The sequence below is a fragment of the Streptomyces sp. NPDC002870 genome, from assembly GCF_042888505.1.
Taxonomy (GTDB): Bacteria; Actinomycetota; Actinomycetes; order Streptomycetales; family Streptomycetaceae; genus Streptomyces.
In genome coordinates, this window is the sequence record NZ_JBIAPW010000033.1 from 64,646 (window position 1) to 83,267 (window position 18,622).

Sequence of the window (18,622 nt, forward strand, 5' to 3'; positions counted from 1 at the left end):
GCCCGTCCTTCCCTAACAAGTGTTTGGTAGGTTAACCTGCCGCCGTGACGGACAACAGGGCGCAGTACGTACCGGGTCACGACCTGCTGAAGGGCCGTACCGCCGTGATCACCGCCGCGGCCGGCGCCGGGATCGGCGGCGCGACCGCCCGGAAATTCCTCCAGGAGGGCGCGCGCATCCTCATCGGCGATGCCCACGCACGCCGCCTCAAGGAGACCGAGGCCGCGCTCGCGGAGGAGTTCGGCACAGCCGCCGTGGCGTCACTGCCCTGCGACGTGACCGACGAGACCCAGGTCAGGGCGCTGTTCGAGAAGGCGGTACGGGACCACGGCGGCCTCGACATCGTGGTCAACAACGCCGGTCTCGGCGGCACCGCCGCACTCGTCGACATGAGTGACGAACAGTGGGACAAGGTCCTCGACGTCACGCTGAACGGCACGTTCCGCTGCACCCGGGCCGCCCTGCGCTCCTTCCGGGCAGCCGGCCGCGGCGGAGTGATCGTCAACAACTCCTCCGTCGTCGGCTGGCGCGCCCAGGCCGGCCAGGCCCACTACGCCGCCGCCAAGGCCGGAGTCATGGCGCTCACCCGCTGCGCGGCGATCGAGGCCGCGGAGTACGGCGTACGCGTCAACGCCGTCGCCCCCAGCCTCGCCATGCATCCGCATCTGGTGAAGGTCACATCGGCCGAGCTGCTTCAGGAGCTGACCGCGAAGGAGGCCTTCGGGCGGTATGCCGAACCGTGGGAGATCGCCAACGCCATCGTCTTCCTGGCCAGCGGCTACTCCTCGTACCTGACCGGCGAGGTCCTCTCCGTCAGCAGCCAGCATGCGTAGGACGAGAATGGTCGGGTGCCGACCAACAGCAAGAAGAAGACCCAGGTGACCGCCTCGCCCGAGCGCCGCCGCGAGCTCCTCGACACCGCCGCCGAGGTGTTCGCCGCCCAGGGGTACAACGCCACCACCGTCCGCAAGATCGCGGACGAGGCGGGGATGCTCGCAGGCAGCCTCTACTACCACTTCGATTCCAAGGAATCGATGCTGGACGAGATCCTCTCCACCTTCCTCGACGAGCTCTGGCAGGGGTACGACGCCGTGCTCGCCGCCGGGCTCGGGCCCAGGGAGACCATCGAGGCCCTCGTCACCGAGTCCTTCCGGGAGATCGACCGGCACCGCGCCGCCGTCGCGATCTACCAGAAGGAGTCCAGGCACCTGGCGGCACAGCCCCGCTTCCACTACCTCACCGACTCACAGCAGAAGTTCGAGAAGGCATGGCTCGGGACGCTGGAGCGCGGCGTCGCGGACCGGGTCTTCCGCGACGACCTGGACATCCGGCTCACCTACCGGTTCGTGCGCGACACCGTGTGGGTGGCCGCCTCCTGGTACCGGCCGGGCGGGCAGCACAGCCCCGAGGAGATCGCCCGGCAGTACCTGTCGATGGTGCTGGACGGGATCGCCGTACGTACGTAACCCCGATGGAGGAGTCGTCATGGCCGAGGCCTACATAGTCGAAGCGGTACGCACCCCGGTGGGCAGGCGCAAGGGCGGCCTTGCCCGGGTGCACCCGGCGGACCTGGGCGCACATGTACTGAAAGCTCTGGTCGAACGCTCCGGAGTCGACCCGTCCGCCGTCGAGGACGTCGTCTTCGGCTGCCTGGACACGGTGGGCCCGCAGGCCGGCGACATCGCCCGTACGGCATGGCTGGCGGCGGGACTGCCCGAAGAGGTCCCGGGTGTGACGATCGACCGCCAGTGCGGGTCGTCGCAGCAGGCCGTGCACTTCGCGGCGCAGGGCGTCCTCTCGGGCACCCAGGACCTGGTCGTCGCGGGCGGCACCCAGAACATGACGCAGATCCCGATCGCGTACGCGTCCCGCCAGGCCGCCGAGCCGCTCGGACTGACCGAAGGCCCGTTCGCGGGCAGCGAGGGCTGGCGGGCGAGGTACGGCGACCGGCCGGTCAACCAGTTCCACGGCGCGCAGCTGATCGCGGAGAAGTGGGGGATCTCGCGGCGCGACATGGAGGTGTTCGCGCTCACCTCCCACCGGCGTGCGGTCCGCGCGATCGACGAGGGCCGCTTCGAGCGCGAGCTCGTGGCGTACGGAGACGTGATGGTCGACGAGGGCCCGCGGCGCGACACGACGCTGGAGAAGATGGCAGCCCTCAAACCGGTCCTGGAGGGCGGCACCATCACGGCCGCGTGCTCCTCGCAGGTCTCGGACGGCGCGGCCGCGATGCTGATCGCGAGCGAGCGGGCCGTGGCCGAGCACGGCCTCACCCCACGGGCCCGGATCCACCATCTCTCCGTACGGGGCGAGGATCCGATCCGGATGCTGTCGGCGCCGATCCCGGCGACGGCGTACGCGCTGAAGAAGACCGGCATGTCGATCGACGACATCGACCTGGTCGAGATCAACGAGGCCTTCGCGCCCGTGGTGCTCGCCTGGCTGAAGGAGACCGGCGCGGACCCGGACAAGGTCAATGTGAACGGCGGCGCGATCGCCCTGGGCCACCCGCTGGGCGCCACGGGCGTCAAGTTGATGACGACGCTGCTGCATGAACTGGAGCGCACGGGAGGCAGGTACGGACTGCAAACGATGTGTGAAGGGGGAGGTCAGGCCAACGTCACGGTGATCGAACGGCTGTGAACACGAGCCTTTCTGGCGCGGGCATGCTACGGTGAAGGCGTTGCAGTTTTGGTACCCATGAACTTTGTGTGCGCCTGACGGGAATGCTTCCTCAGGCGCACATTATTGTTTTTCCGGCTTCTCCGGATGGGGCTCAATATCGCGACGGGGAACTCACGAGGTGTGAGTTTCCGGCTTGCCCCTGTTTTAGGAGAATGACATGGCTACTGGAACCGTGAAGTGGTTCAACTCGGAAAAGGGCTTCGGCTTCATTGAGCAGGACGGCGGCGGCGCCGACGTCTTCGCCCACTACTCAAACATCGCTACCTCGGGCTTCCGCGAGCTCCAGGAGGGCCAGAAGGTTTCCTTCGACGTCACGCAGGGCCAGAAGGGCCCGCAGGCGGAGAACATCGTCCCGGCCTAATAGCTGGACGCGAACCTCGCAGCCGGGGCCCGCACCGTGAAGGTGCGGGCCCCGGCTTGTGCTGTCTCAGATGCCCAGGAGGGCAATATCCGCATGACTCGCTCCGAACGCCCGGCCCGCCCGACCCGAAAGCGCCCGGTCAACTCCCGCGCCCAGGGCCCAGTGAAGGGTTCCGGCAGGGCTCCCGCCCGCAAGGTGGCGCCCCCGCAGGAATTCACGCTGCCGGAAACCATCACCCCCGCGCTGCCTGCCGTCGAGGCGTTCGACGAGCTGGACATGCCGGCCGCCCTGCTGAAGACCCTCGCGGCGCAGGGCGTGACCGAGCCCTTCCCGATCCAGGCCGCGACGCTGCCGAACTCCCTTGCCGGCCGGGACATACTCGGCCGGGGGCGCACCGGCTCCGGCAAGACCCTCGCTTTCGGGCTCGCGCTGCTCGCCCGCATCGCCGGCCGCCGCGCCGAGCCGCGGGCGCCCCTCGCGCTCGTTCTCGTACCGACGCGTGAGCTCGCACAGCAGGTCACCGACGCCCTCTCGCCGTACGCCACCTCCGTGCAGCTGCGGCTGACCACGGTCGTCGGCGGGCTGTCGATCAGCAAGCAGTCGGGCGCGCTGCGGCGCGGCGCCGAGGTGCTCGTGGCCACGCCCGGGCGGCTCAAGGACCTGATCGAGCGCGGCGACTGCGTGCTGGACCGAGTGGCGATCACCGTCCTCGACGAGGCCGACCAGATGGCCGACATGGGCTTCATGCCCCAGGTCACGGCGCTGCTCAAGCAGGTCGAGGCGGACGGTCAGCGGATGCTGTTCTCGGCGACGCTGGACAAGAACATCGACCGGCTCGTACGGATGTTTCTCACCGACCCCGTCGTGCACTCCGTCGACCCGTCCGCGGGTGCGGTCACCACGATGGAGCACCATGTGCTGCACGTGGCCGACGAGACGGACAAGAAGGCCGTGGCCATGCGTATCGCGGCCCGCGACGGCCGGGTGATCCTCTTCGTCGACACCAAGCGCGGCGCCGACCGGTTCGCCAAGCGGCTGCTCGCCAGCGGCGTACGGGCGGCGGCCCTGCACGGCGGCCGCTCGCAGCCGCAGCGCAACCGCACGCTCGACCAGTTCAAGAACGGGCATGTCACCGCGCTGGTCGCGACGAATGTGGCGGCCCGTGGCATCCATGTCGACGATCTCGACCTGGTCGTGAACGTCGATCCGCCCGTCGACCACAAGGACTATCTGCACCGCGGTGGGCGCACCGCGCGGGCGGGCGAGTCCGGCAGCGTCGTGACGCTGGTACTGCCGGAGCAGCGGCGCGAGATGACCCGGCTGATGTCGGACGCGGGTATTGCGCCGCGCACGGCGAGGATCAAGTCGAGCGACGACGAGCTCAGCCGCCTCACTGGGGCGCGCGAGCCGTCGGGGGTCGCGATCACGATCGAGGTGCCGCAGCCGGTCGTTCAGCAGCGCCCGCAGCGTCGCCGCGCTCAGGTGCCTGGCCAGGGCGGCCGAGGCGGCGCCCAGTCCGGCACCGCGGCCGGGGCGCGTACGCGCGGTCGCCGCGGAGCCGGCGGCGGCCAGGGCGGCCGGCCGGGGCGCGGCGCACAGGGCGGGGCCCAAGGGGGCCGCCGCACGGCGGTCTAGCACGTCGGCAGGTCTTGGTCCCGGGGCTCCGCCCCGGGACCCCCACGCCTCAAACGCCGACGAGGCTTGAAAAGAGGACTGGGGGTCTGGGGGCGAAGCCCCCAGTTATCAGCCGCAGTCGCAGCCCGCGCCGCACCCGCACCCCTCCGGCGCCGCCCCTGCCCCCGGGACCGCGCAGCACGCATCGCCGCGCCACGCGTCACGCCCCTCCTTCGCCGCGACCCCGGCGATCACCAGCGCCGCGATCGGGTCCGCCCCGACCAGCCCAGGAACGCGTTGGCGAGCAGGCCGAGCAGCAGGACCGCCGAGAGGTAAGTGCACAGCAGGGTCTGCTTGGAGTCGGCGACGGCCGACGCGGAGCCCAGTTCGCGGCCGGCCCGGCGCTGGGCGGCGGACAGGAACGGCATCACCGCCAGGGACACCGCGGCGAGCACGATCCCCGGCGTCGACGGCCTCGCCTCGCCGCTGCCGGTCAGCGCCCGGATCGCGTCGGCCGTGACATACACGGCGAGCGCGAAGAACGAGACGGCGATGATTCGCAGCGCCGTCTTCTCCCGCGCCTCGCGCACCGCGTGGTCGGCTGCGGAGAACTGCCAGGCGACCGCCGCTGCGGACGAGACCTCGATGACCGAGTCCAGCCCGAAGCCGATCAGCGCGGTGGACGAGGCGATCGTGCCCGCGGTGATCGCGACGACCGCCTCGATGACGTTGTACGTGATGGTGGCGGCGACCAGCAGACGTATCCGGCGGGCCAGCGCGTCGCGCCGCGCGGGCGCCGGGCTCAGGGATATCTCCGCGGTCATCAGCAGCAGCCCTTCTCGTCGGCGTCCGCGCATTCGCGGTCGCTCTCGACGGCGACCACGGCGGTGCGCAGGTCGTCCAGCGCATGGCCGAGGCGGGGGTCGGCCAGTTCGTAGCGCGTACGGCGGCCGACCGGCACGGCCACGACCAGCCCGCAGTCGCGCAGGCACGCCAGATGGTTGGACAGCCGGGTGCGGGAGATCCCCAACGAGTCGGCCAGATCGGACGGGTGGGCCGGAGCCTCGCGGAGCGCGAGCAGCAGTTGGCAGCGGATCGGGTCGGCGAGCGCGCGGCCGAAGCGCGTGAGTACCTCGATGTCGGCGGCGAGAGTCAGCACCTTCTGACAGTACACGGAATCCTGAATTCACAGAATGATGGATTGTCGCGCCAGGCCCGCAACGTCTCGACCGAGGTGTTCGAGGGCTCGAGGACGTCGTCGTGGAGCTCAACCGCGAAGCCTGACCGCGAAGCCTGACCTCGAAGCCCGGATCACTCCGCGACGGGCAGGGCGCCGAGCGCGTGACGGGCCTCGGACATCACCCGGGCGACGAGCTCCTCACAGCTGGGGAGGTCCTCGATCAGCCCGGCGACCTGCCCCGAGGCCATCACGCCCAGGTCGGTGCGGCCCTCGACCATGGACGCCTTGAGAAGCACGGGGGTGTTGGCGGCGAGCAGGACCTGGCTCCAGCTCAGCTCCTTGCCGTGCTTCATGGCCAGACCGTCGCGGATCATCTGCGACCAGGACAGGCCCGAGATCTTCTTGAAGCCGGCAGCCCGGCGGACGGCCTGCACCAGTGCTCTCGCACGGCCCGCCCGTTCGAGTGAGTCGACGAGATCCGTACGGAGCATCCGGTGCGGGAGCCCGTCGACGGCGGTGGTGACCGTGATGTCCTTGACGCTCGCCGCCAGATACCGGGCCTTGACCGCGTCCGGCACGGTCGAGTCGGACGTGAGCAGAAAACGGGTGCCCATCGCGATGCCCGCCGCGCCGAAGGCGAGCGCCGCGACCAGCCCCCGCCCGTCGTGGAAGCCCCCGGCCGCGATCACCGGAATGCCGACCGCGTCCACAACCTGCGGAAGCAGCACGGTCGTTGCGACATCGCCGGTGTGGCCGCCGCCCTCGCCGCCCTGGACGATCACCGCGTCCGCGCCCCAGGCAGCCACCTTCTCCGCGTGCCTCCGGGCCCCGACCGAGGGGATGACGATCACGCCCGCGTCCTTCAGCTCGGCGATCAGCTCGCGGGAGGGCGCCAGGGCGAAGGAGACGACCCGTACGCCTTCGTCGACGATGATCCCGACCCTGTCCCCGGCGTCGCCGGCGTCGGCGCGGAGATTGACCCCGAAGGGCGCGTCCGTACGGGACTTGACCTCGCGTACGGCCTGCCGCAGCTGGTCGACGGTCATCGTCGCGGAGGCGAGGATGCCCAGCGCGCCGGCGTTGGCGGAGGCGGAGACCAGCCGGGGTCCGGCCACCCATCCCATGCCGGTCTGCACGACGGGGTGCCTGACACCGGTCAGCTTGGTGAGGGCAGTCTCCATCAGACCTTGACCTCGCGCTCGCGCAAGCCCCTCGGATCGATGACATCGCGGATCAGACGCAGCTCATCGGCGCTCGGTTCGCGTGTGCAGGGGACCTCGTCGCCGATCACCAGGCAGAAGCCGGTCGCCTCCCGGACCTGCTCGACGGTGACGCCCGGATGCAGGGACGCCAGGCGCATCGAGCGGTCGGGGGTCGCGAAGTCGAAGACGCCGAGGTCGGACACCACCCGGGGGATACGGTGGTAGCGCGCCCCGGCCGCCCGGTCGTAGCCGACACCGCACACCATGTCGACACGCTCGACGAAGACCCGCGCGGAGTGCTTCGGCACCCAGTAACTGACCGGATTGTTCAGGGTGTTGACGGGCGCACCGCGCACCCCCAGCAGCTGCCGCTTCGGCCGCTCCCAGTCGCCGACGCAGGAGATGTTCTGATTGCCGAAGCGGTCGATCTGGCTTGCCCCCATCATCACGTGCCGCCTGCCGCCGGTGACCATGGTCAGATGGCGGCGGTACGGAAGCCACCCCTCGACCGTCCCGTCGAGTCCGACCAGCATCGCCTCGCCGTCGGTCAGCAGCAGATCGGGCGAGAAGGTGCGCTTGGCCAGCCGGGCCCCGATGGACGGGATCAGGCCCATGGGGCTGGCGAGCACCTCACCGTTGTCGCGCCACGCCTCGGCGCAGGCGATCACGCAGTACTCGGATCGACTGACGGTCACCGCTGCTCCTTGTGCCAGGTCCGGACGGCCAACTGGTAGTCGTGCTCGGTGGCGCCCGAAAGGAAGCGCTCGGCGAACTCGGGCCAGGGGGTGGTCGCGTACAGCTTCTGGAAGACCTCGTCCCGGCCGTAGTCGGGGGCGCAGGAGGTGAAGTGCGCGCCGTTCGGGCTCTCGACGACGCCGGTGACGGAGTGGCGGCTCACCAGCAGGGTCTGCGGGGCGGCGTCCTTGGTGAGCTCTGCGGTCTCCACCAGCTGCTCGCAGCAGACGTACGCGGCGTCGGCGGCCTCGCAGAACAGATCGTCGAAGTACGGGTCGGGTCCCAGATACTGGCCGTTGCCGAGCCGGTCCGCGCGGTTGAGGTGGACCAGCGCGGCGTCCATCCGCAGGGCCGGTACGGCGACGAACTCCTCGCGGGCTCCCTCTTCCTCGTACGGCGAAGTCACCGTACGCAGCCCGGGGTTGACCCGCATCACGTCGGAGCCGATGCCCGCCCGTACCGGGAGGAACGGCAGCCGGTTGGCAGCGGCGTGCAGCCCCCACATGAACATCGCCTCGTCGATCTCGGTGAGGGCGAAGTCACCGCGCTCGCGGGCTGCGCGGTAGTGCGGTTCGAGCGGGATCGAGTCGAGGGTGACGAAGGCCGTGACGAGTCTGCTGATCCGGCCGGCGGCGGCGAGGAGGCCGATGTCGGGGCCGCCGTACGAGACAACGGTGAGGTCAGTGATCCCGGAGCGGAGCAGTGCCCGCACCAGCGCCATGGGCTTGCGGCGCGAACCCCAGCCGCCGATGCCGATCGTCATACCGCTGCGGAGGCGGCCCACGACCTCTTCGGGTGGCATCGTCTTATCGGTCTGATCGGCCTTATCAGCCTTATCGATCTTGTCGGCCTTATCGGTCCTGTCGGTCACGACTGCTGGTCCTCCTTGCCGAGGGGGTCCTTGCCGAAGGTGTCGCGGACGCGGTCGGCGACCCCCGTGAGGCCGGCCTCGAAGGTGAAGCCCTGCTCGAAGCGGTAGCTGCGGCGTACGTCGACGGGGTCGATGCCATTGATGGCGGCTTTGGCCAGCCGGATGAGGCAGCCGTCCTTCCGGGCGATCTCCCGTGCCAACTCCAGTGCGGAATCGCATAGTTCAGCGCGCGGAACGACCTTCCAGACCGAGCCGTGGGCGTGCAGCTCCTGGGCGGTCGCGGTGCGCGAGGTGTAGTACAGCGCGCGCATCAGATGCTGGGGGACGAGCCGGGCGAGGTGGGTGGCCGCGCCGAGTGCGCCGCGGTCCAGCTCCGGCAGCCCGAAGGTGGCGTCGTCGGAGGCGACGATGGCGTCCGCGTTGCCGACGAGTCCGACGCCGCCGCCCAGGCAGAAGCCGTTCACTGCGGCGACGACGGGCACTTCGCACTCGTACACGGCGGCGAAGGCCTCGTAGCAGCCGCGGTTCGCTCCCAACAGGGCGTGGTGGCCGGCGTCCTGCTGCAGCTCCTTGATGTCGACGCCCGCGTTGAAGCCGCGGCCCTCCGCGGTGAGCACGACGCAGCGGATCTGGGGGTCGCGGCCCGCTGTCCGTACCGCGTCGGCAAGGTCGTACCAGCCTTGTACGGGAAGGGCGTTGACGGGTGGGAAGTCGACCGTGACGACACTGATGCCTTTCTCGGGGCTTGCGGTGGAGACACCCATGAGCGGATCAGCTACCTTTCCACCAAACATTTGTTAGGTGAGGAAGGTAGCAGCCGATGGAGCTGGACGGGAGGGTCGCCGTCGTCACCGGCGGCACGCGGGGCGTCGGCGCCGGCATCGCCCGGGCGTTCCTGCGGGCGGGCGCCCAGGTGGTGGTATGCGCGCGAAGGCCGCCCGAAGTCCCGCTCGCCGGGACCGAGTTCATGCCGCTCGACCTGCGTGATCCGGCCGCGCTGGGGGAGTTCTTCGCCGACGTCGTGGCGCGGCACGGGCGGCTGGACGTTCTCGTCAACAACGCGGGCGGGACGCCCTACCGGCTGCTTGCCGAAGGTGAATGCGCGGACGACGCAGCCCGCCATGCCCGCGTGATCGAGCTCAACCTCACCGCACCGCTGACCGCATCGCTCGCCGCCCACGAGCACCTCAGGGCGTCCCGCGGGTCCGTCGTGATGATCGGCAGTGTCAGCGGCGGCCGTCCGTCGCCGGGCACGGCGGCGTACGGGGCGGCCAAGGCCGGTCTTGAGAGCCTGGCCCGCTCCATGGCCGTGGAGTGGGCACCGGAAGTCCGCGTGAACACGCTCGTGCTCGGCATGGTCCGCACCGAACTGTCCCATCTGCACTACGGCGACGAGGAGGGCATCGCGGCGGTCGGCCGCACGGTGCCGCTGGGGCGGCTCGCCGAGCCCTCGGAGATCGGCGACGCGGCCGTCTTCCTCGCTTCGCAGCAGGCGGCCTACGTGAGCGGGGCCTCGCTGCTCGTGCACGGGGGCGGAGAGCGCCCCGCCTTCCTCGATGCCGCAACTGTCAACAAGGAGAAGTGAAGGGAGAAGTGGGATGACCGGCAGCGCTGTCCCGGGGGGCCACCCCCGGACCCCCGGCAGGAACATGTGCGAGGGGCGAGTCGTCATCGTCACCGGCGCCGGACGCGGTCTCGGGCGGGCCCACGCGCTCGCCTTCGCCGCCGAGGGAGCGAAGGTCGTCGTCAACGACCTCGGCGTCGGCCTGGACGGAGGCGTGGACAGGGGCCTGAACAGGGGCCTGAACAGGACCGGCGGGCCCGCTCAGCAGGTCGTCGACGAGATCAGGGCGGCGGGCGGCGAAGCCGTGGCGCACGGCGGCGACATCGCCACGACGGACGGCGCCTCGACTCTCGTCGCCGCCGCGCTGGAGACATACGGACGGCTCGACACTCTGGTCAACAACGCGGGCTTTCTGCGCGACCGCATGCTCGTCAACCTCGCCGAGGACGACTGGGACGCCGTGATGCGCGTGCATGTGAAGGGCCACTTCCTGCCCCTCAAGCATGCCGCGGCGCACTGGCGCGCCGAGGCCAAGGCGGGACGCCCGGTGGCGGCCCGGGTCGTCAACACCACCTCGGGTGCCGGGCTGTTGGGCAGCGTCGGCCAGGGCAACTACGCCGCGGCCAAGGCTGGGATCATCGGCCTCACGCTGGTCGCATCGGCCGAGATGGGCCGGTACGGAGTCCAGGTCAACGCCATCGCCCCCGCGGCCCGTACGCGTATGACGGAGGCGACCTTCGCCGGACTTGCCGCCCTGCCCGAGGACGTCTCGCCGCTCGTCGTCTGGCTCGGCTCGGCCGACAGCGCCGGGGTGACCGGTCGCGTCTTCGAGGCCGAGGGCGGCCGCATCACCGTCATGGAGGGCTGGCGGCCGGGACCCACCGCCGGCAAGGGCACGCGCTGGACCCCCGCAGAGGCGGGCGTCGCGGCGCTGAAGCTGCTGACAGAGGCCGAGCCGCCGCAGCCTGTGTACGGGGTGCGATAGCCGCGCGGACACCAGGTGAAGGTCGTGCACCGTTCGTCCGCGACCCGGTTAACTTCCGGGAAATTCAGCCCAGTTGACATTGACCCGTCAAGTTCTACGCGCATCAATAGTGCGTATGCGAATCCCCCCACGAATCGCCACCCTCGGTGGCATCGCCGCACTTGTCTCGACTCTCCTCATCGGCGGTCAGGCCACGGCCACCCCCACGACCGCGGCCGCAGTCGGTGACATCTGCTACTCCGACCTCCCCTCCCAGGCGCACGACACGCTCGATCTGATCGAGTCGGGCGGACCGTTCCCGTACCCCCAGGACGGCACGGTCTTCCAGAACCGCGAGGGCATCCTGCCGTCGCACTCGACCGGGTACTACCACGAATACACCGTCAAGACTCCGGGCTCCTCCAACCGCGGCGCGCGCCGCATCGTCACAGGCGACTCGGCCCAGGAGGACTACTACACCGCCGATCACTACGCCTCGTTCGACCTCGTCGACCACGGCTGTTGAGCGGTATCCTCCGCCCCGTGACCAGGACCTATGTGATCGACGGGGCGGAGGTCACCGGCCTGGACAGCTTCTGGCGGGTGATCGGCGAAGCCGTGAACGGGCCGGGCGGATACTTCGGCCGCAATCTCGACTCCTTCGCCGACTGCCTCAGCGGCGGCTTCGGGACGCCGGACGGCGGTGACTTCGCCATCGAGTGGCGCGACCACGAGGCCTCCCGCCGGACGCTGGGGCGGGAGGAGACCGTACGACAGCTGGAGCTGCGGCTCGGACGCGTCCATCCGCAGAACAGGGCCGCCGTCGAAGAGCAGTTGGAGCAGGCGAAGGCCGGACTCGGCACGACCGTCTTCGACTGGCTGGTGGAGATCATGGAGGAGCGGGCGCCCGGCGCGCTCCGGCTCCTCTGAGCCCCGGCCGCGGCAGCGAGTGAGCTCTGTTCGCGTGCCGGGCCCTGGTGGCTGATGCTGCGCCGTCGGGTCAGCGGTGGCGCGGCGGAGTCTGTTCGAGCCGTCGCCTGAGCTTCTCGTCGTGTACGTGGCGTACGGCGTCGGCAGCCGTGTCACGGGCGTACCCGTCCGGGTCCTCGTTCGCGAGAATCCGCGCCAACGCCGGTGCGGCACGCGGATCCTGACGTATCGCCAGGCCTCGGGCGGCCTCCGCCGCGGTCTCCAGGTCGCGGTCGCCGAGCCGCGCCGCCAGCGCCTCGCGGATCTCGGCCGTATCGGCGTCCACGCCGGCGAGCGCCGTGGTCGCCCAGTCCCTGACATGGGGGTCCGGGTCCCGGCTCAGCGCGATCAGCGCCTCGATGCCCTCCGTGTGGTCGCCCGGCACAAGCCCGAACAGGGAGAGCGCCACCTGGTTGCGGACATCCGCGTCAGGGTGGCCGGCGTGCCGCAGTATCTCCGGCAGCGCGGCGACATCTCCGTGGTGCCCCAGCCCGAGGACGACCGCCTGGATCAGCTCGGGCTCCCGCGCCTCGCGGGACAGCTCGCGCAGCAGGGGCAGCGCGCGGGCGGCGAACGGCCGCCGGGGATCCTGTCCGGCCGACCCGCCCGGAGCCGTCGACCCCGAACCAGAACCAGCACCCGACTCGGACCCCGAACCAGAACCAGCACCCGAGCCGGACCCCGAACCAGAACCAGCACCCGACCCGGACTCCGACCCCGGGCTCGCGAAGCCCAGCTGCGCCAGCACATCCGCCGCGAACGCCTGCCGCATCGGGTCGTCGCTCGCGCACCACGCGGACGCTGCCTGGAAGGTCTCCTCGTCGCCGCGGTCCCACAGCGCCAGCACCGACTCGATCCAGTCGTCCTGCTCGGGGTCCCCGCAGCGCAGGGCCCGCTCGGCGAGCTCCGCGTACGGCGTCCGCACCCCCAACTCCCCTTCGAGCAGCGTCACGATCGCCGCGTGGCCGGTCTGCTGCTCATTGCCCGCGAACAGCGTGCCGTCCCGCAGCAGTTCGACGACGACGGTCACCCCGCCGTCCTCCTCGATCCGGTGCGCCACCGCCTCGTACCGCTCGTCCTTCGCGAACGTCCGGAGCAGCCCCTCGCGCAGTTCCCGCTCCACATCCCGTGCGAGCCACTGCCGGGCCTCCGCGAGTGCCGCCTCCTTTGCGGCGGCGCCGTGCCGCAGCAGGGCCCGTACGGTCGACGGGGAGCCACGGCGGGCGGCCAGCACCAGCGGCTGCTCGCCGCCGGGGCCCGGCAGATCGGGGTCGGCGCCGTACTCCAGCAGCGCCCACGCGGTCGCCGCGTGGCCCTGCGTCACCGCCCACCGCAGCGCTGTGAAGCCGTACGCCTCCTGCTGGTCGGGCGGTGCGCCCGCGGCGAGCAGCGCTCGCACCACCTCGGTGTGCCCGCCGACCGAGGCCCCGCACAGCGGCAGGTCCCCGCTCTCGGGACCGCTCGCACGGCCGGGATCGGCGCCCGCGGCCAGCAGTATCCGGACGATCCCGACTTCGTCGCTCACCGCCGCCAGATAGAGCGGGGTCTGCCCGTCCCCATCGGTCACATCTGCGGGGACCCCGGCCCGGAGCAGCCCCACGACGGCGTCGTCCTTGCCGCTGTGCACCGCCTCGAACAGTGCGCGGGCGTCCGCCGCCGGCTCTTTCGTCATATTTCGAGCGTACGGAAGATCGGTCAGGTGTCGCATTCCAGAATCGTCCGGCACAGCCCGCAGCGGGCCCGCACCCGTCCGCGCACGGGCACCCGGATGCGCTGGTGGCAGGTGGGGCAGGGGAAAGAGACGCGCAGTCCGTCCGGGCCGTGCTCGAAGGCGTAGGGGGAGGAGTCGGCGTCCGGGCGGTGGGCGGCGGTCCGGCCCGGGTTCTCCAGGGCGTAGCGCCGTTCCTTGGCGTAGCGGTGGCGGCCCGTCCAGCCCGCGGTGGTCAGCGGCGGGCGCTGGGCGTCGCGCAGCGCAAGGGCGCGGCCCTTTGCGTACGCGGTGTAGCCCTGCGGGCTGGTGAACCAGGGCGAGGGGTCCTCGTCGAAGGCGATCGCCCGCTTGGCGAGGACGTAACCGAACTCCTCGGGCGTGAGGTAGCCCAGCTTCTGGCTGGAGAGGCTGTCTTCCCGGAAGGCGTCGAGCAGCAGCCAGCCCGCGCCGAGATAGGTGGTCGCGGTGTCGGTGAGGATCTCGTTGGCGCGGGTGCCGGGGAAGGACAGGTCGAGCCTGTGCAGAAGCACATGCATGATCTCGTGGGCGAGCGCGGCGCCGATGTCCCTGCGGTGGGTGCGGAAGCGGTCGTTCAGCTCGATGAAGTACTCGGGGCCCGCGGTGAGTTCGACGCTCGCGGCGTGGTGCATCTCGCGGAAGCTCACGATCACCCGGGCCTCGGGCAGCCGCAGGTGCTGGACCAGGGCGTGGGCGACGCGCTGTGCGCCCAGGTGCAGATCATCCTGGTCGGCGAAGGCCACATCGGAGGGCAGCACGCTGGGCGCGTAGGAGAGCACGCCTTCGGGCGAGAGCCGTCGGTGCAGCGCGGTGATCGCCGCCCGCACGGTGTCGAGGTGCGGATAGCCGTGTACGACCTCACTGTCCTTCGCCACCACGTCCCCGTACCCCCATGCACGACGGTCGGCCCCACTCAACTCTACGGCGAAGCGGCGGCGAATCCCCGCTGGTGACGGTGGCCGAAAACTGCTCCTTGTGGCGCGGGTGATCCACTCTCCATAATCCGGATCACGCTTTGTCGGGCCCATGTCAGCGCAGGCGATGCCGCGTGGATCCGGCGTGAGCGTAAGTCTCAACCCCCCACGAAAGGCAGTCCGTTGAAGCTTATGCGTATGCTCCAGAGATGCGCGGCGGCCGGCGCCGTCGTCCTCGCAGCGATCAGCCTCCAGCCCACATCCGCCTCGGCAGCCGCGCCGCCCGTCGTCGGCGGAACCCGCGCCGCCCAGGGCGAATTCCCGTTCATGGTCCGTCTCTCCATGGGCTGTGGCGGCGCGCTGTACGCCAAGGACATCGTGCTGACCGCCGCCCACTGTGTGAACGGCTCCGGCAACAACACCAGCATCACCGCGACCGCGGGCGTCGTCGACCTGCAGAGCTCCAGCGCTATAAAGGTCAAGTCGACCAAGGTCCTCCAGGCCCCCGGCTACAACGGCACGGGCAAGGACTGGGCGCTGATCAAGCTCGCCAAGCCGATCAACCTGCCCACCCTGAAGATCGCCGACACGAAGACGTTCGACAACGGTACGTTCGACGTCGCCGGCTGGGGTGCGGCTCGTGAGGGCGGCGCTCAGCAGCGCTACCTCCTCAAGGCCAAGGTGCCGTTCGTCTCCGACGCCAGCTGCAAGCAGGCGTACCCCGAGCTCGTCTCCCGCGAGGAGATCTGCGCCGGTCTCCCGCAGGGCGGTGTCGACACCTGCCAGGGTGACTCGGGCGGCCCGATGTTCCGCAAGGACAACAACAACGCGTGGATCCAGGTCGGCATCGTCAGCTGGGGCGAGGGCTGCGCACGGCCCAACCTCCCGGGTGTCTACACCGAGGTGTCCAACTTCGCCGCCGCCATCAAGTCCGCCGCGGCAGGCCTCTAGAACCTGAGCGGGGGCGGGTGCCGGACGCGTTGGTCCGGCATCCGCCCCTCCCGTCCGTGGGCGCGTTCGCCCCCTGGCGGCGCGCTCAGGCCAGGCGTACGTCCCCGGCCGCGCCGTCGAGCTCGAGCACCCACACCTCGTTCGCGCCCGCCCGCAGCACAGGGCCTGGGACGAACAGGGACCGCTGCGGACCGGCACTCCAGTACCGCCCCAGGCAGAAGCCGTTCACCCAGACGAACCCCCGCCCCCAGCCGGGCAGTTCGAGCCGGGCGTCCCCAGGCGCAGAGGTCTTCGCGACACCCCGGTACAGCCCGGGACCGCCACCCGCCTCCGCGGACCGGAACGGCACCTTCGCCACGGCGTCCGCCTCCTCGAACGCGGCCAGCCGCAGCGCCCGGGCCCGTATCCCGTGCAGATACTGCCGCTCGTGCAGTACGCCGCCGGTGATGCCCTTGCACTCGCCGGTCAGCGGCCCGTAGTTGACCCGCCCCAGCGACTCCACCCACAGCTCCACCGCGGCGGGCCCGGCCACCGGGTCGCCCAGCTCGCCCCGCACCCCGTCGACGTACAGCACCGCCAGATCCCGCAGCCCGCTCACGGTCAGCGGGTAGGCGGCCCTGGGCCCCGGCACGTCCACCCGGTAGCGGACCACGCCGCGGTCCACGCCCAGCTCCTCGAACGTCGGTGGAACGGGCGAGTCCACCTCCTCGTCGCCGAGCGCCTCAAGTACGTCGCCGAGCGGCGCCCACTCGCCCAACTCCCCCCGCACCGGCGCGCCCAGAGCGGGCGGCGCGGGCGGCAGCTCCGGCAACGGGCCCTCCTGGTACAGCGCCAGCACGTCCCTGAACAGCCAGAACTTCTCCGTGGGCCGCCCGGCCTCGTCGATCGGCGCGTCGTAGTCGTACGACGTGACGGTCGGCTCCAGTGCGCCGTCGTGCAAGTCGCCCGCGCGGTTCGCTCCCGCCCAGCCCGCGAAGCTGGTCCCGCCGTGGGCCATGTACACATTCACAGAGGCCCCGGCCGCCAAGATCTCCCGCAGCGCCGCTGCCGCGTCCGCCGGATCCCGTACGACATGGTCCGTGCCCCAGTGGTCGAACCAGCCGCACCAGAACTCCATGCACATCAGCGGCCCGGTGGGCCGATGGCGGCGCAGCGTCTCGAAGCCCTCGCGGGCCCCCGAACCGAAGTTCACGGTCGCGAGCACCCCCGGCACCGAACCGCCGGTCAGCATATGGTCCTCGGGCCCGTCGGAGGTGAAGAGCGGCACGGTCACCCCGCAGCCGCGCAGCAGGTCCACGAGATGGCGCAGATAGCCCTGGTCGCAGCCGTAACTGCCGTACTCGTTCTCGATCTGCACCATGATCACCGGGCCCCCGTCGGGGCCGTACTGGCGCTCCACGACCTGCGGCAGCAGCCGGGTGAACCAGCGCTCCACATGCCCCAGATACTCGGCGTCGTCCGTGCGCACGCGGCGTCCGAGCCTGCCGGTCAGCCAGTGCGGCAGCCCGCCGTTCTCCCACTCGGCGCAGATGTACGGACCGGGGCGCACGATCGCCCACAGCCCGGCCGCGTGCGCGGCGTCGAGGAACCGGGCGAGGGCGTCCGCGTCGGCGTACCGGCCGGGCTCCGGCTCGTGCAGATTCCAGGGGACGTAGGTCTCCACGCAGTTGAGGCCCATGGCCCGCAACATCGCCAGCCGGTGCTCCCACTGCGCCTCGTGCACCCGGAAGTAGTGCAGCGCCCCGGACAGCAGCCGCACCGGCCGTCCGTCCACGAGGAAGTCCTCATCGCCCACAGCGAATTCACCCACCAGCGCCCCCTTATGCGCTCGGTTCACCTCCGGGCGCTCGTACCCGTTGTCGACACTCCTCGACACCGCCCACCATCGCCCCCTGGCGGCAAACCGGTCCATGGACAAAGATCGGCGCTGTTTGGACGCAGTGCGGACTCTCCGGCTCCAGGGAAAGGACGAAGGCGGATGTACCACACCTGGATGCGCTATTTCACCCCCGGCCCCGTCCACCACCGCCTCGGCCTCGTCTGTCTCGGCGTCGGCCTCCAGCACGGCGTCCTGCCCACCGTCGGCCCCCGCACCCTCGACCACCATGTCGCCGTCGTGATCAGCGCCGGCGGCGGCTGGTTCCGCGGCCCCGACGGGCGGCGCACCGCGGTCACCGCGCCCGCCCTGATCTGGCTCACCCCGGGCGTCCCGCACCACTACGGCCCCGACCCGGCCGGCGGCTGGGACGAGAGCTTCGTCGACTTCACCGGGCCCGCCACCGCCACGTACACCGAACTCGGCTACATAGAGCCCGACCGGCCCGTCGTCCCGCTCTCCGACGCCATGGGCGCCCGCGCCGCCGTCGGCCGCATCGCCCGCGCCGCACGCCTCGGCAACCCGCTCCTGGAGGTCGAGACGGCCGCCGCCGTCCATGAGCTCCTCGTCGCCCTGCGCCGCGGCCGCGCCGACACCAATGCCGCCGGCGACCCGGTGCTCACCGCCCTCGCCCGCGACGCCTTCCAGCCGCTCTCCGTCGCCGAACACGCGGCCCGGCACGGTATGACCCCCGCCGAACTGCGCACCGCCGTCCGCCGCGGCGCAGGCTGCAGCCCCAAGGACTACCTCCTCGGCATCCGCCTCGGCCGTGCCAAGGAACTCCTCGCGGCCACCGAACTCCCCGTCGCCGCCGTCGCCCGCCGCGTCGGCTACGAGGACCCGGCCTACTTCTCCCGTCTGTTCACCCGGCGCGTCGGAACCGCCCCCATCCGCTTCCGTGAGCAGCAGGGCCGTGCCGTCCCGGGCGGCTGGAGCAACCAGATCCCCGATCCCGAACACCCGCCGACGATCACCTCGTGACCGGCGGGCAGGCTCATCGACGTAAG

At 71.0% G+C, this 18,622-nt stretch carries 19 protein-coding genes and 1 pseudogene; 11 read left to right on the forward strand and 9 right to left on the reverse strand.

Annotation, left to right across the window (positions count from 1 at the left end; all coding sequences use genetic code 11):
* The first annotated feature begins 44 nt into the window (after window positions 1–44).
* The 5 genes from ACFYWY_RS30415 to ACFYWY_RS30435 all read left to right on the forward strand — a co-directional run bounded on the left by ACFYWY_RS30415 (window position 45) and on the right by ACFYWY_RS30435 (window position 4,681).
* Window positions 45–833: an SDR family oxidoreductase gene (locus tag ACFYWY_RS30415; RefSeq protein WP_389192036.1), complete on the forward strand. Its 789-nt coding sequence runs from the start codon at window positions 45–47 to the stop codon at window positions 831–833.
* 15 nt (window positions 834–848) lie between these two features.
* A complete protein-coding gene (locus tag ACFYWY_RS30420; protein ID WP_389192038.1) occupies window positions 849–1,466 on the forward strand; it encodes a TetR/AcrR family transcriptional regulator in 618 nt (205 codons plus the stop codon).
* 19 nt (window positions 1,467–1,485) lie between these two features.
* The gene (locus ACFYWY_RS30425) at window positions 1,486–2,643 is read left to right on the forward strand and encodes an acetyl-CoA C-acetyltransferase (protein WP_389192041.1); all 1,158 of its coding nucleotides are present in this window, start codon (window positions 1,486–1,488) and stop codon (window positions 2,641–2,643) included.
* Window positions 2,644–2,842: 199 nt separating this feature from the next.
* Window positions 2,843–3,046, forward strand: a complete 204-nt coding sequence (locus tag ACFYWY_RS30430; RefSeq protein WP_003969786.1) for a cold-shock protein — start codon at window positions 2,843–2,845, stop codon at window positions 3,044–3,046.
* 93 nt (window positions 3,047–3,139) lie between these two features.
* On the forward strand, window positions 3,140–4,681 hold the full coding sequence (locus tag ACFYWY_RS30435) for a DEAD/DEAH box helicase (protein WP_389192044.1): 1,542 nt from the start codon (window positions 3,140–3,142) through the stop codon (window positions 4,679–4,681).
* A 108-nt stretch (window positions 4,682–4,789) separates the two neighbouring features.
* Here ACFYWY_RS30435 and ACFYWY_RS30440 read toward each other — a convergent pair.
* From ACFYWY_RS30440 to ACFYWY_RS30465, 6 genes and pseudogenes are all read right to left on the reverse strand, one after another.
* Window positions 4,790–5,484 (reverse strand): annotated as a pseudogene (locus tag ACFYWY_RS30440) (cation transporter).
* Window positions 5,484–5,819 (reverse strand): ArsR/SmtB family transcription factor, encoded by a 336-nt coding sequence (locus tag ACFYWY_RS30445; protein ID WP_389192047.1) that lies wholly within the window; start codon window positions 5,817–5,819, stop codon window positions 5,484–5,486. Before ACFYWY_RS30445 ends, ACFYWY_RS30440 begins: the two are co-directional and overlap by 1 nt.
* Window positions 5,820–5,971: 152 nt before the next feature.
* The gene (locus tag ACFYWY_RS30450) at window positions 5,972–7,021 is read right to left on the reverse strand and encodes an NAD(P)H-dependent flavin oxidoreductase (RefSeq protein ID WP_389192050.1); all 1,050 of its coding nucleotides are present in this window, start codon (window positions 7,019–7,021) and stop codon (window positions 5,972–5,974) included.
* The gene (locus tag ACFYWY_RS30455; protein ID WP_389192053.1) at window positions 7,021–7,737 is read right to left on the reverse strand and encodes a CoA-transferase subunit beta; all 717 of its coding nucleotides are present in this window, start codon (window positions 7,735–7,737) and stop codon (window positions 7,021–7,023) included. The genes ACFYWY_RS30450 and ACFYWY_RS30455 overlap by 1 nt, the downstream gene beginning before the upstream one ends.
* The gene (locus ACFYWY_RS30460) at window positions 7,734–8,579 is read right to left on the reverse strand and encodes a CoA transferase subunit A (RefSeq protein ID WP_389192118.1); all 846 of its coding nucleotides are present in this window, start codon (window positions 8,577–8,579) and stop codon (window positions 7,734–7,736) included. Before ACFYWY_RS30460 ends, ACFYWY_RS30455 begins: the two co-directional genes overlap by 4 nt.
* Window positions 8,580–8,644: 65 nt before the next feature.
* The gene (locus tag ACFYWY_RS30465) at window positions 8,645–9,412 is read right to left on the reverse strand and encodes an enoyl-CoA hydratase family protein (RefSeq protein WP_389192056.1); all 768 of its coding nucleotides are present in this window, start codon (window positions 9,410–9,412) and stop codon (window positions 8,645–8,647) included.
* Between the two features lie 56 nt (window positions 9,413–9,468).
* On the opposite strand from ACFYWY_RS30465, the gene ACFYWY_RS30470 reads away from it, so the two are divergent.
* The 4 genes from ACFYWY_RS30470 to ACFYWY_RS30485 all read left to right on the forward strand — a co-directional run bounded on the left by ACFYWY_RS30470 (window position 9,469) and on the right by ACFYWY_RS30485 (window position 12,106).
* On the forward strand, window positions 9,469–10,233 hold the full coding sequence (locus ACFYWY_RS30470; RefSeq protein WP_389192058.1) for an SDR family oxidoreductase: 765 nt from the start codon (window positions 9,469–9,471) through the stop codon (window positions 10,231–10,233).
* 13 nt (window positions 10,234–10,246) lie between these two features.
* Window positions 10,247–11,197, forward strand: a complete 951-nt coding sequence (locus ACFYWY_RS30475) for an SDR family oxidoreductase (protein WP_389192061.1) — start codon at window positions 10,247–10,249, stop codon at window positions 11,195–11,197.
* A gap of 115 nt (window positions 11,198–11,312) precedes the next feature.
* Window positions 11,313–11,702, forward strand: a complete 390-nt coding sequence (locus ACFYWY_RS30480) for a ribonuclease domain-containing protein (RefSeq protein ID WP_389192064.1) — start codon at window positions 11,313–11,315, stop codon at window positions 11,700–11,702.
* A gap of 17 nt (window positions 11,703–11,719) precedes the next feature.
* Window positions 11,720–12,106, forward strand: a complete 387-nt coding sequence (locus ACFYWY_RS30485) for a barstar family protein (RefSeq protein WP_389192067.1) — start codon at window positions 11,720–11,722, stop codon at window positions 12,104–12,106.
* Window positions 12,107–12,176: 70 nt separating this feature from the next.
* Here the strand turns inward: ACFYWY_RS30485 and ACFYWY_RS30490 are convergent, their stop codons facing one another.
* Together ACFYWY_RS30490 and ACFYWY_RS30495 are read right to left on the reverse strand one after the other, a co-directional pair.
* A complete protein-coding gene (locus ACFYWY_RS30490) occupies window positions 12,177–13,817 on the reverse strand; it encodes an ankyrin repeat domain-containing protein (RefSeq protein ID WP_389192070.1) in 1,641 nt (546 codons plus the stop codon).
* Between the two features lie 23 nt (window positions 13,818–13,840).
* Window positions 13,841–14,749: a hypothetical protein gene (locus ACFYWY_RS30495; protein ID WP_389192072.1), complete on the reverse strand. Its 909-nt coding sequence runs from the start codon at window positions 14,747–14,749 to the stop codon at window positions 13,841–13,843.
* Between the two features lie 231 nt (window positions 14,750–14,980).
* Between ACFYWY_RS30495 and ACFYWY_RS30500 the strand changes: the two genes are divergently transcribed.
* The gene (locus ACFYWY_RS30500; protein WP_389192075.1) at window positions 14,981–15,739 is read left to right on the forward strand and encodes a S1 family peptidase; all 759 of its coding nucleotides are present in this window, start codon (window positions 14,981–14,983) and stop codon (window positions 15,737–15,739) included.
* Window positions 15,740–15,824: 85 nt separating this feature from the next.
* On the opposite strand, the gene ACFYWY_RS30505 is transcribed toward ACFYWY_RS30500, so the two are convergent.
* A complete protein-coding gene (locus ACFYWY_RS30505; protein WP_389192078.1) occupies window positions 15,825–17,549 on the reverse strand; it encodes a beta-galactosidase family protein in 1,725 nt (574 codons plus the stop codon).
* A 168-nt stretch (window positions 17,550–17,717) separates the two neighbouring features.
* On the opposite strand from ACFYWY_RS30505, the gene ACFYWY_RS30510 reads away from it, so the two are divergent.
* Entirely contained in the window at window positions 17,718–18,596 is an 879-nt protein-coding gene (locus tag ACFYWY_RS30510; RefSeq protein ID WP_389192081.1) for a helix-turn-helix domain-containing protein, read from the forward strand.
* Window positions 18,597–18,622: the final 26 nt, after the last annotated feature.

What these genes read in the sequence shown, in the direction of transcription:
- ACFYWY_RS30480 (WP_389192064.1), top strand. Translation starts at nt 11,313, where the DNA reads ATGCGAATCCCCCCACGAATCGCCACCCTCGGTGGCATCGCCGCACTT.
- ACFYWY_RS30435 (WP_389192044.1), top strand. Translation starts at nt 3,140, where the DNA reads ATGACTCGCTCCGAACGCCCGGCCCGCCCGACCCGAAAGCGCCCGGTC.
- ACFYWY_RS30470 (WP_389192058.1), top strand. Translation starts at nt 9,469, where the DNA reads ATGGAGCTGGACGGGAGGGTCGCCGTCGTCACCGGCGGCACGCGGGGC.
- ACFYWY_RS30430 (WP_003969786.1), top strand. Translation starts at nt 2,843, where the DNA reads ATGGCTACTGGAACCGTGAAGTGGTTCAACTCGGAAAAGGGCTTCGGC.
- ACFYWY_RS30475 (WP_389192061.1), top strand. Translation starts at nt 10,247, where the DNA reads ATGACCGGCAGCGCTGTCCCGGGGGGCCACCCCCGGACCCCCGGCAGG.
- ACFYWY_RS30450 (WP_389192050.1), bottom strand. Translation starts at nt 7,021, where the DNA reads ATGGAGACTGCCCTCACCAAGCTGACCGGTGTCAGGCACCCCGTCGTG.
- ACFYWY_RS30425 (WP_389192041.1), top strand. Translation starts at nt 1,486, where the DNA reads ATGGCCGAGGCCTACATAGTCGAAGCGGTACGCACCCCGGTGGGCAGG.
- ACFYWY_RS30510 (WP_389192081.1), top strand. Translation starts at nt 17,718, where the DNA reads ATGTACCACACCTGGATGCGCTATTTCACCCCCGGCCCCGTCCACCAC.
- ACFYWY_RS30460 (WP_389192118.1), bottom strand. Translation starts at nt 8,579, where the DNA reads ATGCCACCCGAAGAGGTCGTGGGCCGCCTCCGCAGCGGTATGACGATC.
- ACFYWY_RS30490 (WP_389192070.1), bottom strand. Translation starts at nt 13,817, where the DNA reads ATGACGAAAGAGCCGGCGGCGGACGCCCGCGCACTGTTCGAGGCGGTG.
- ACFYWY_RS30500 (WP_389192075.1), top strand. Translation starts at nt 14,981, where the DNA reads ATGCGTATGCTCCAGAGATGCGCGGCGGCCGGCGCCGTCGTCCTCGCA.
- ACFYWY_RS30465 (WP_389192056.1), bottom strand. Translation starts at nt 9,412, where the DNA reads ATGGGTGTCTCCACCGCAAGCCCCGAGAAAGGCATCAGTGTCGTCACG.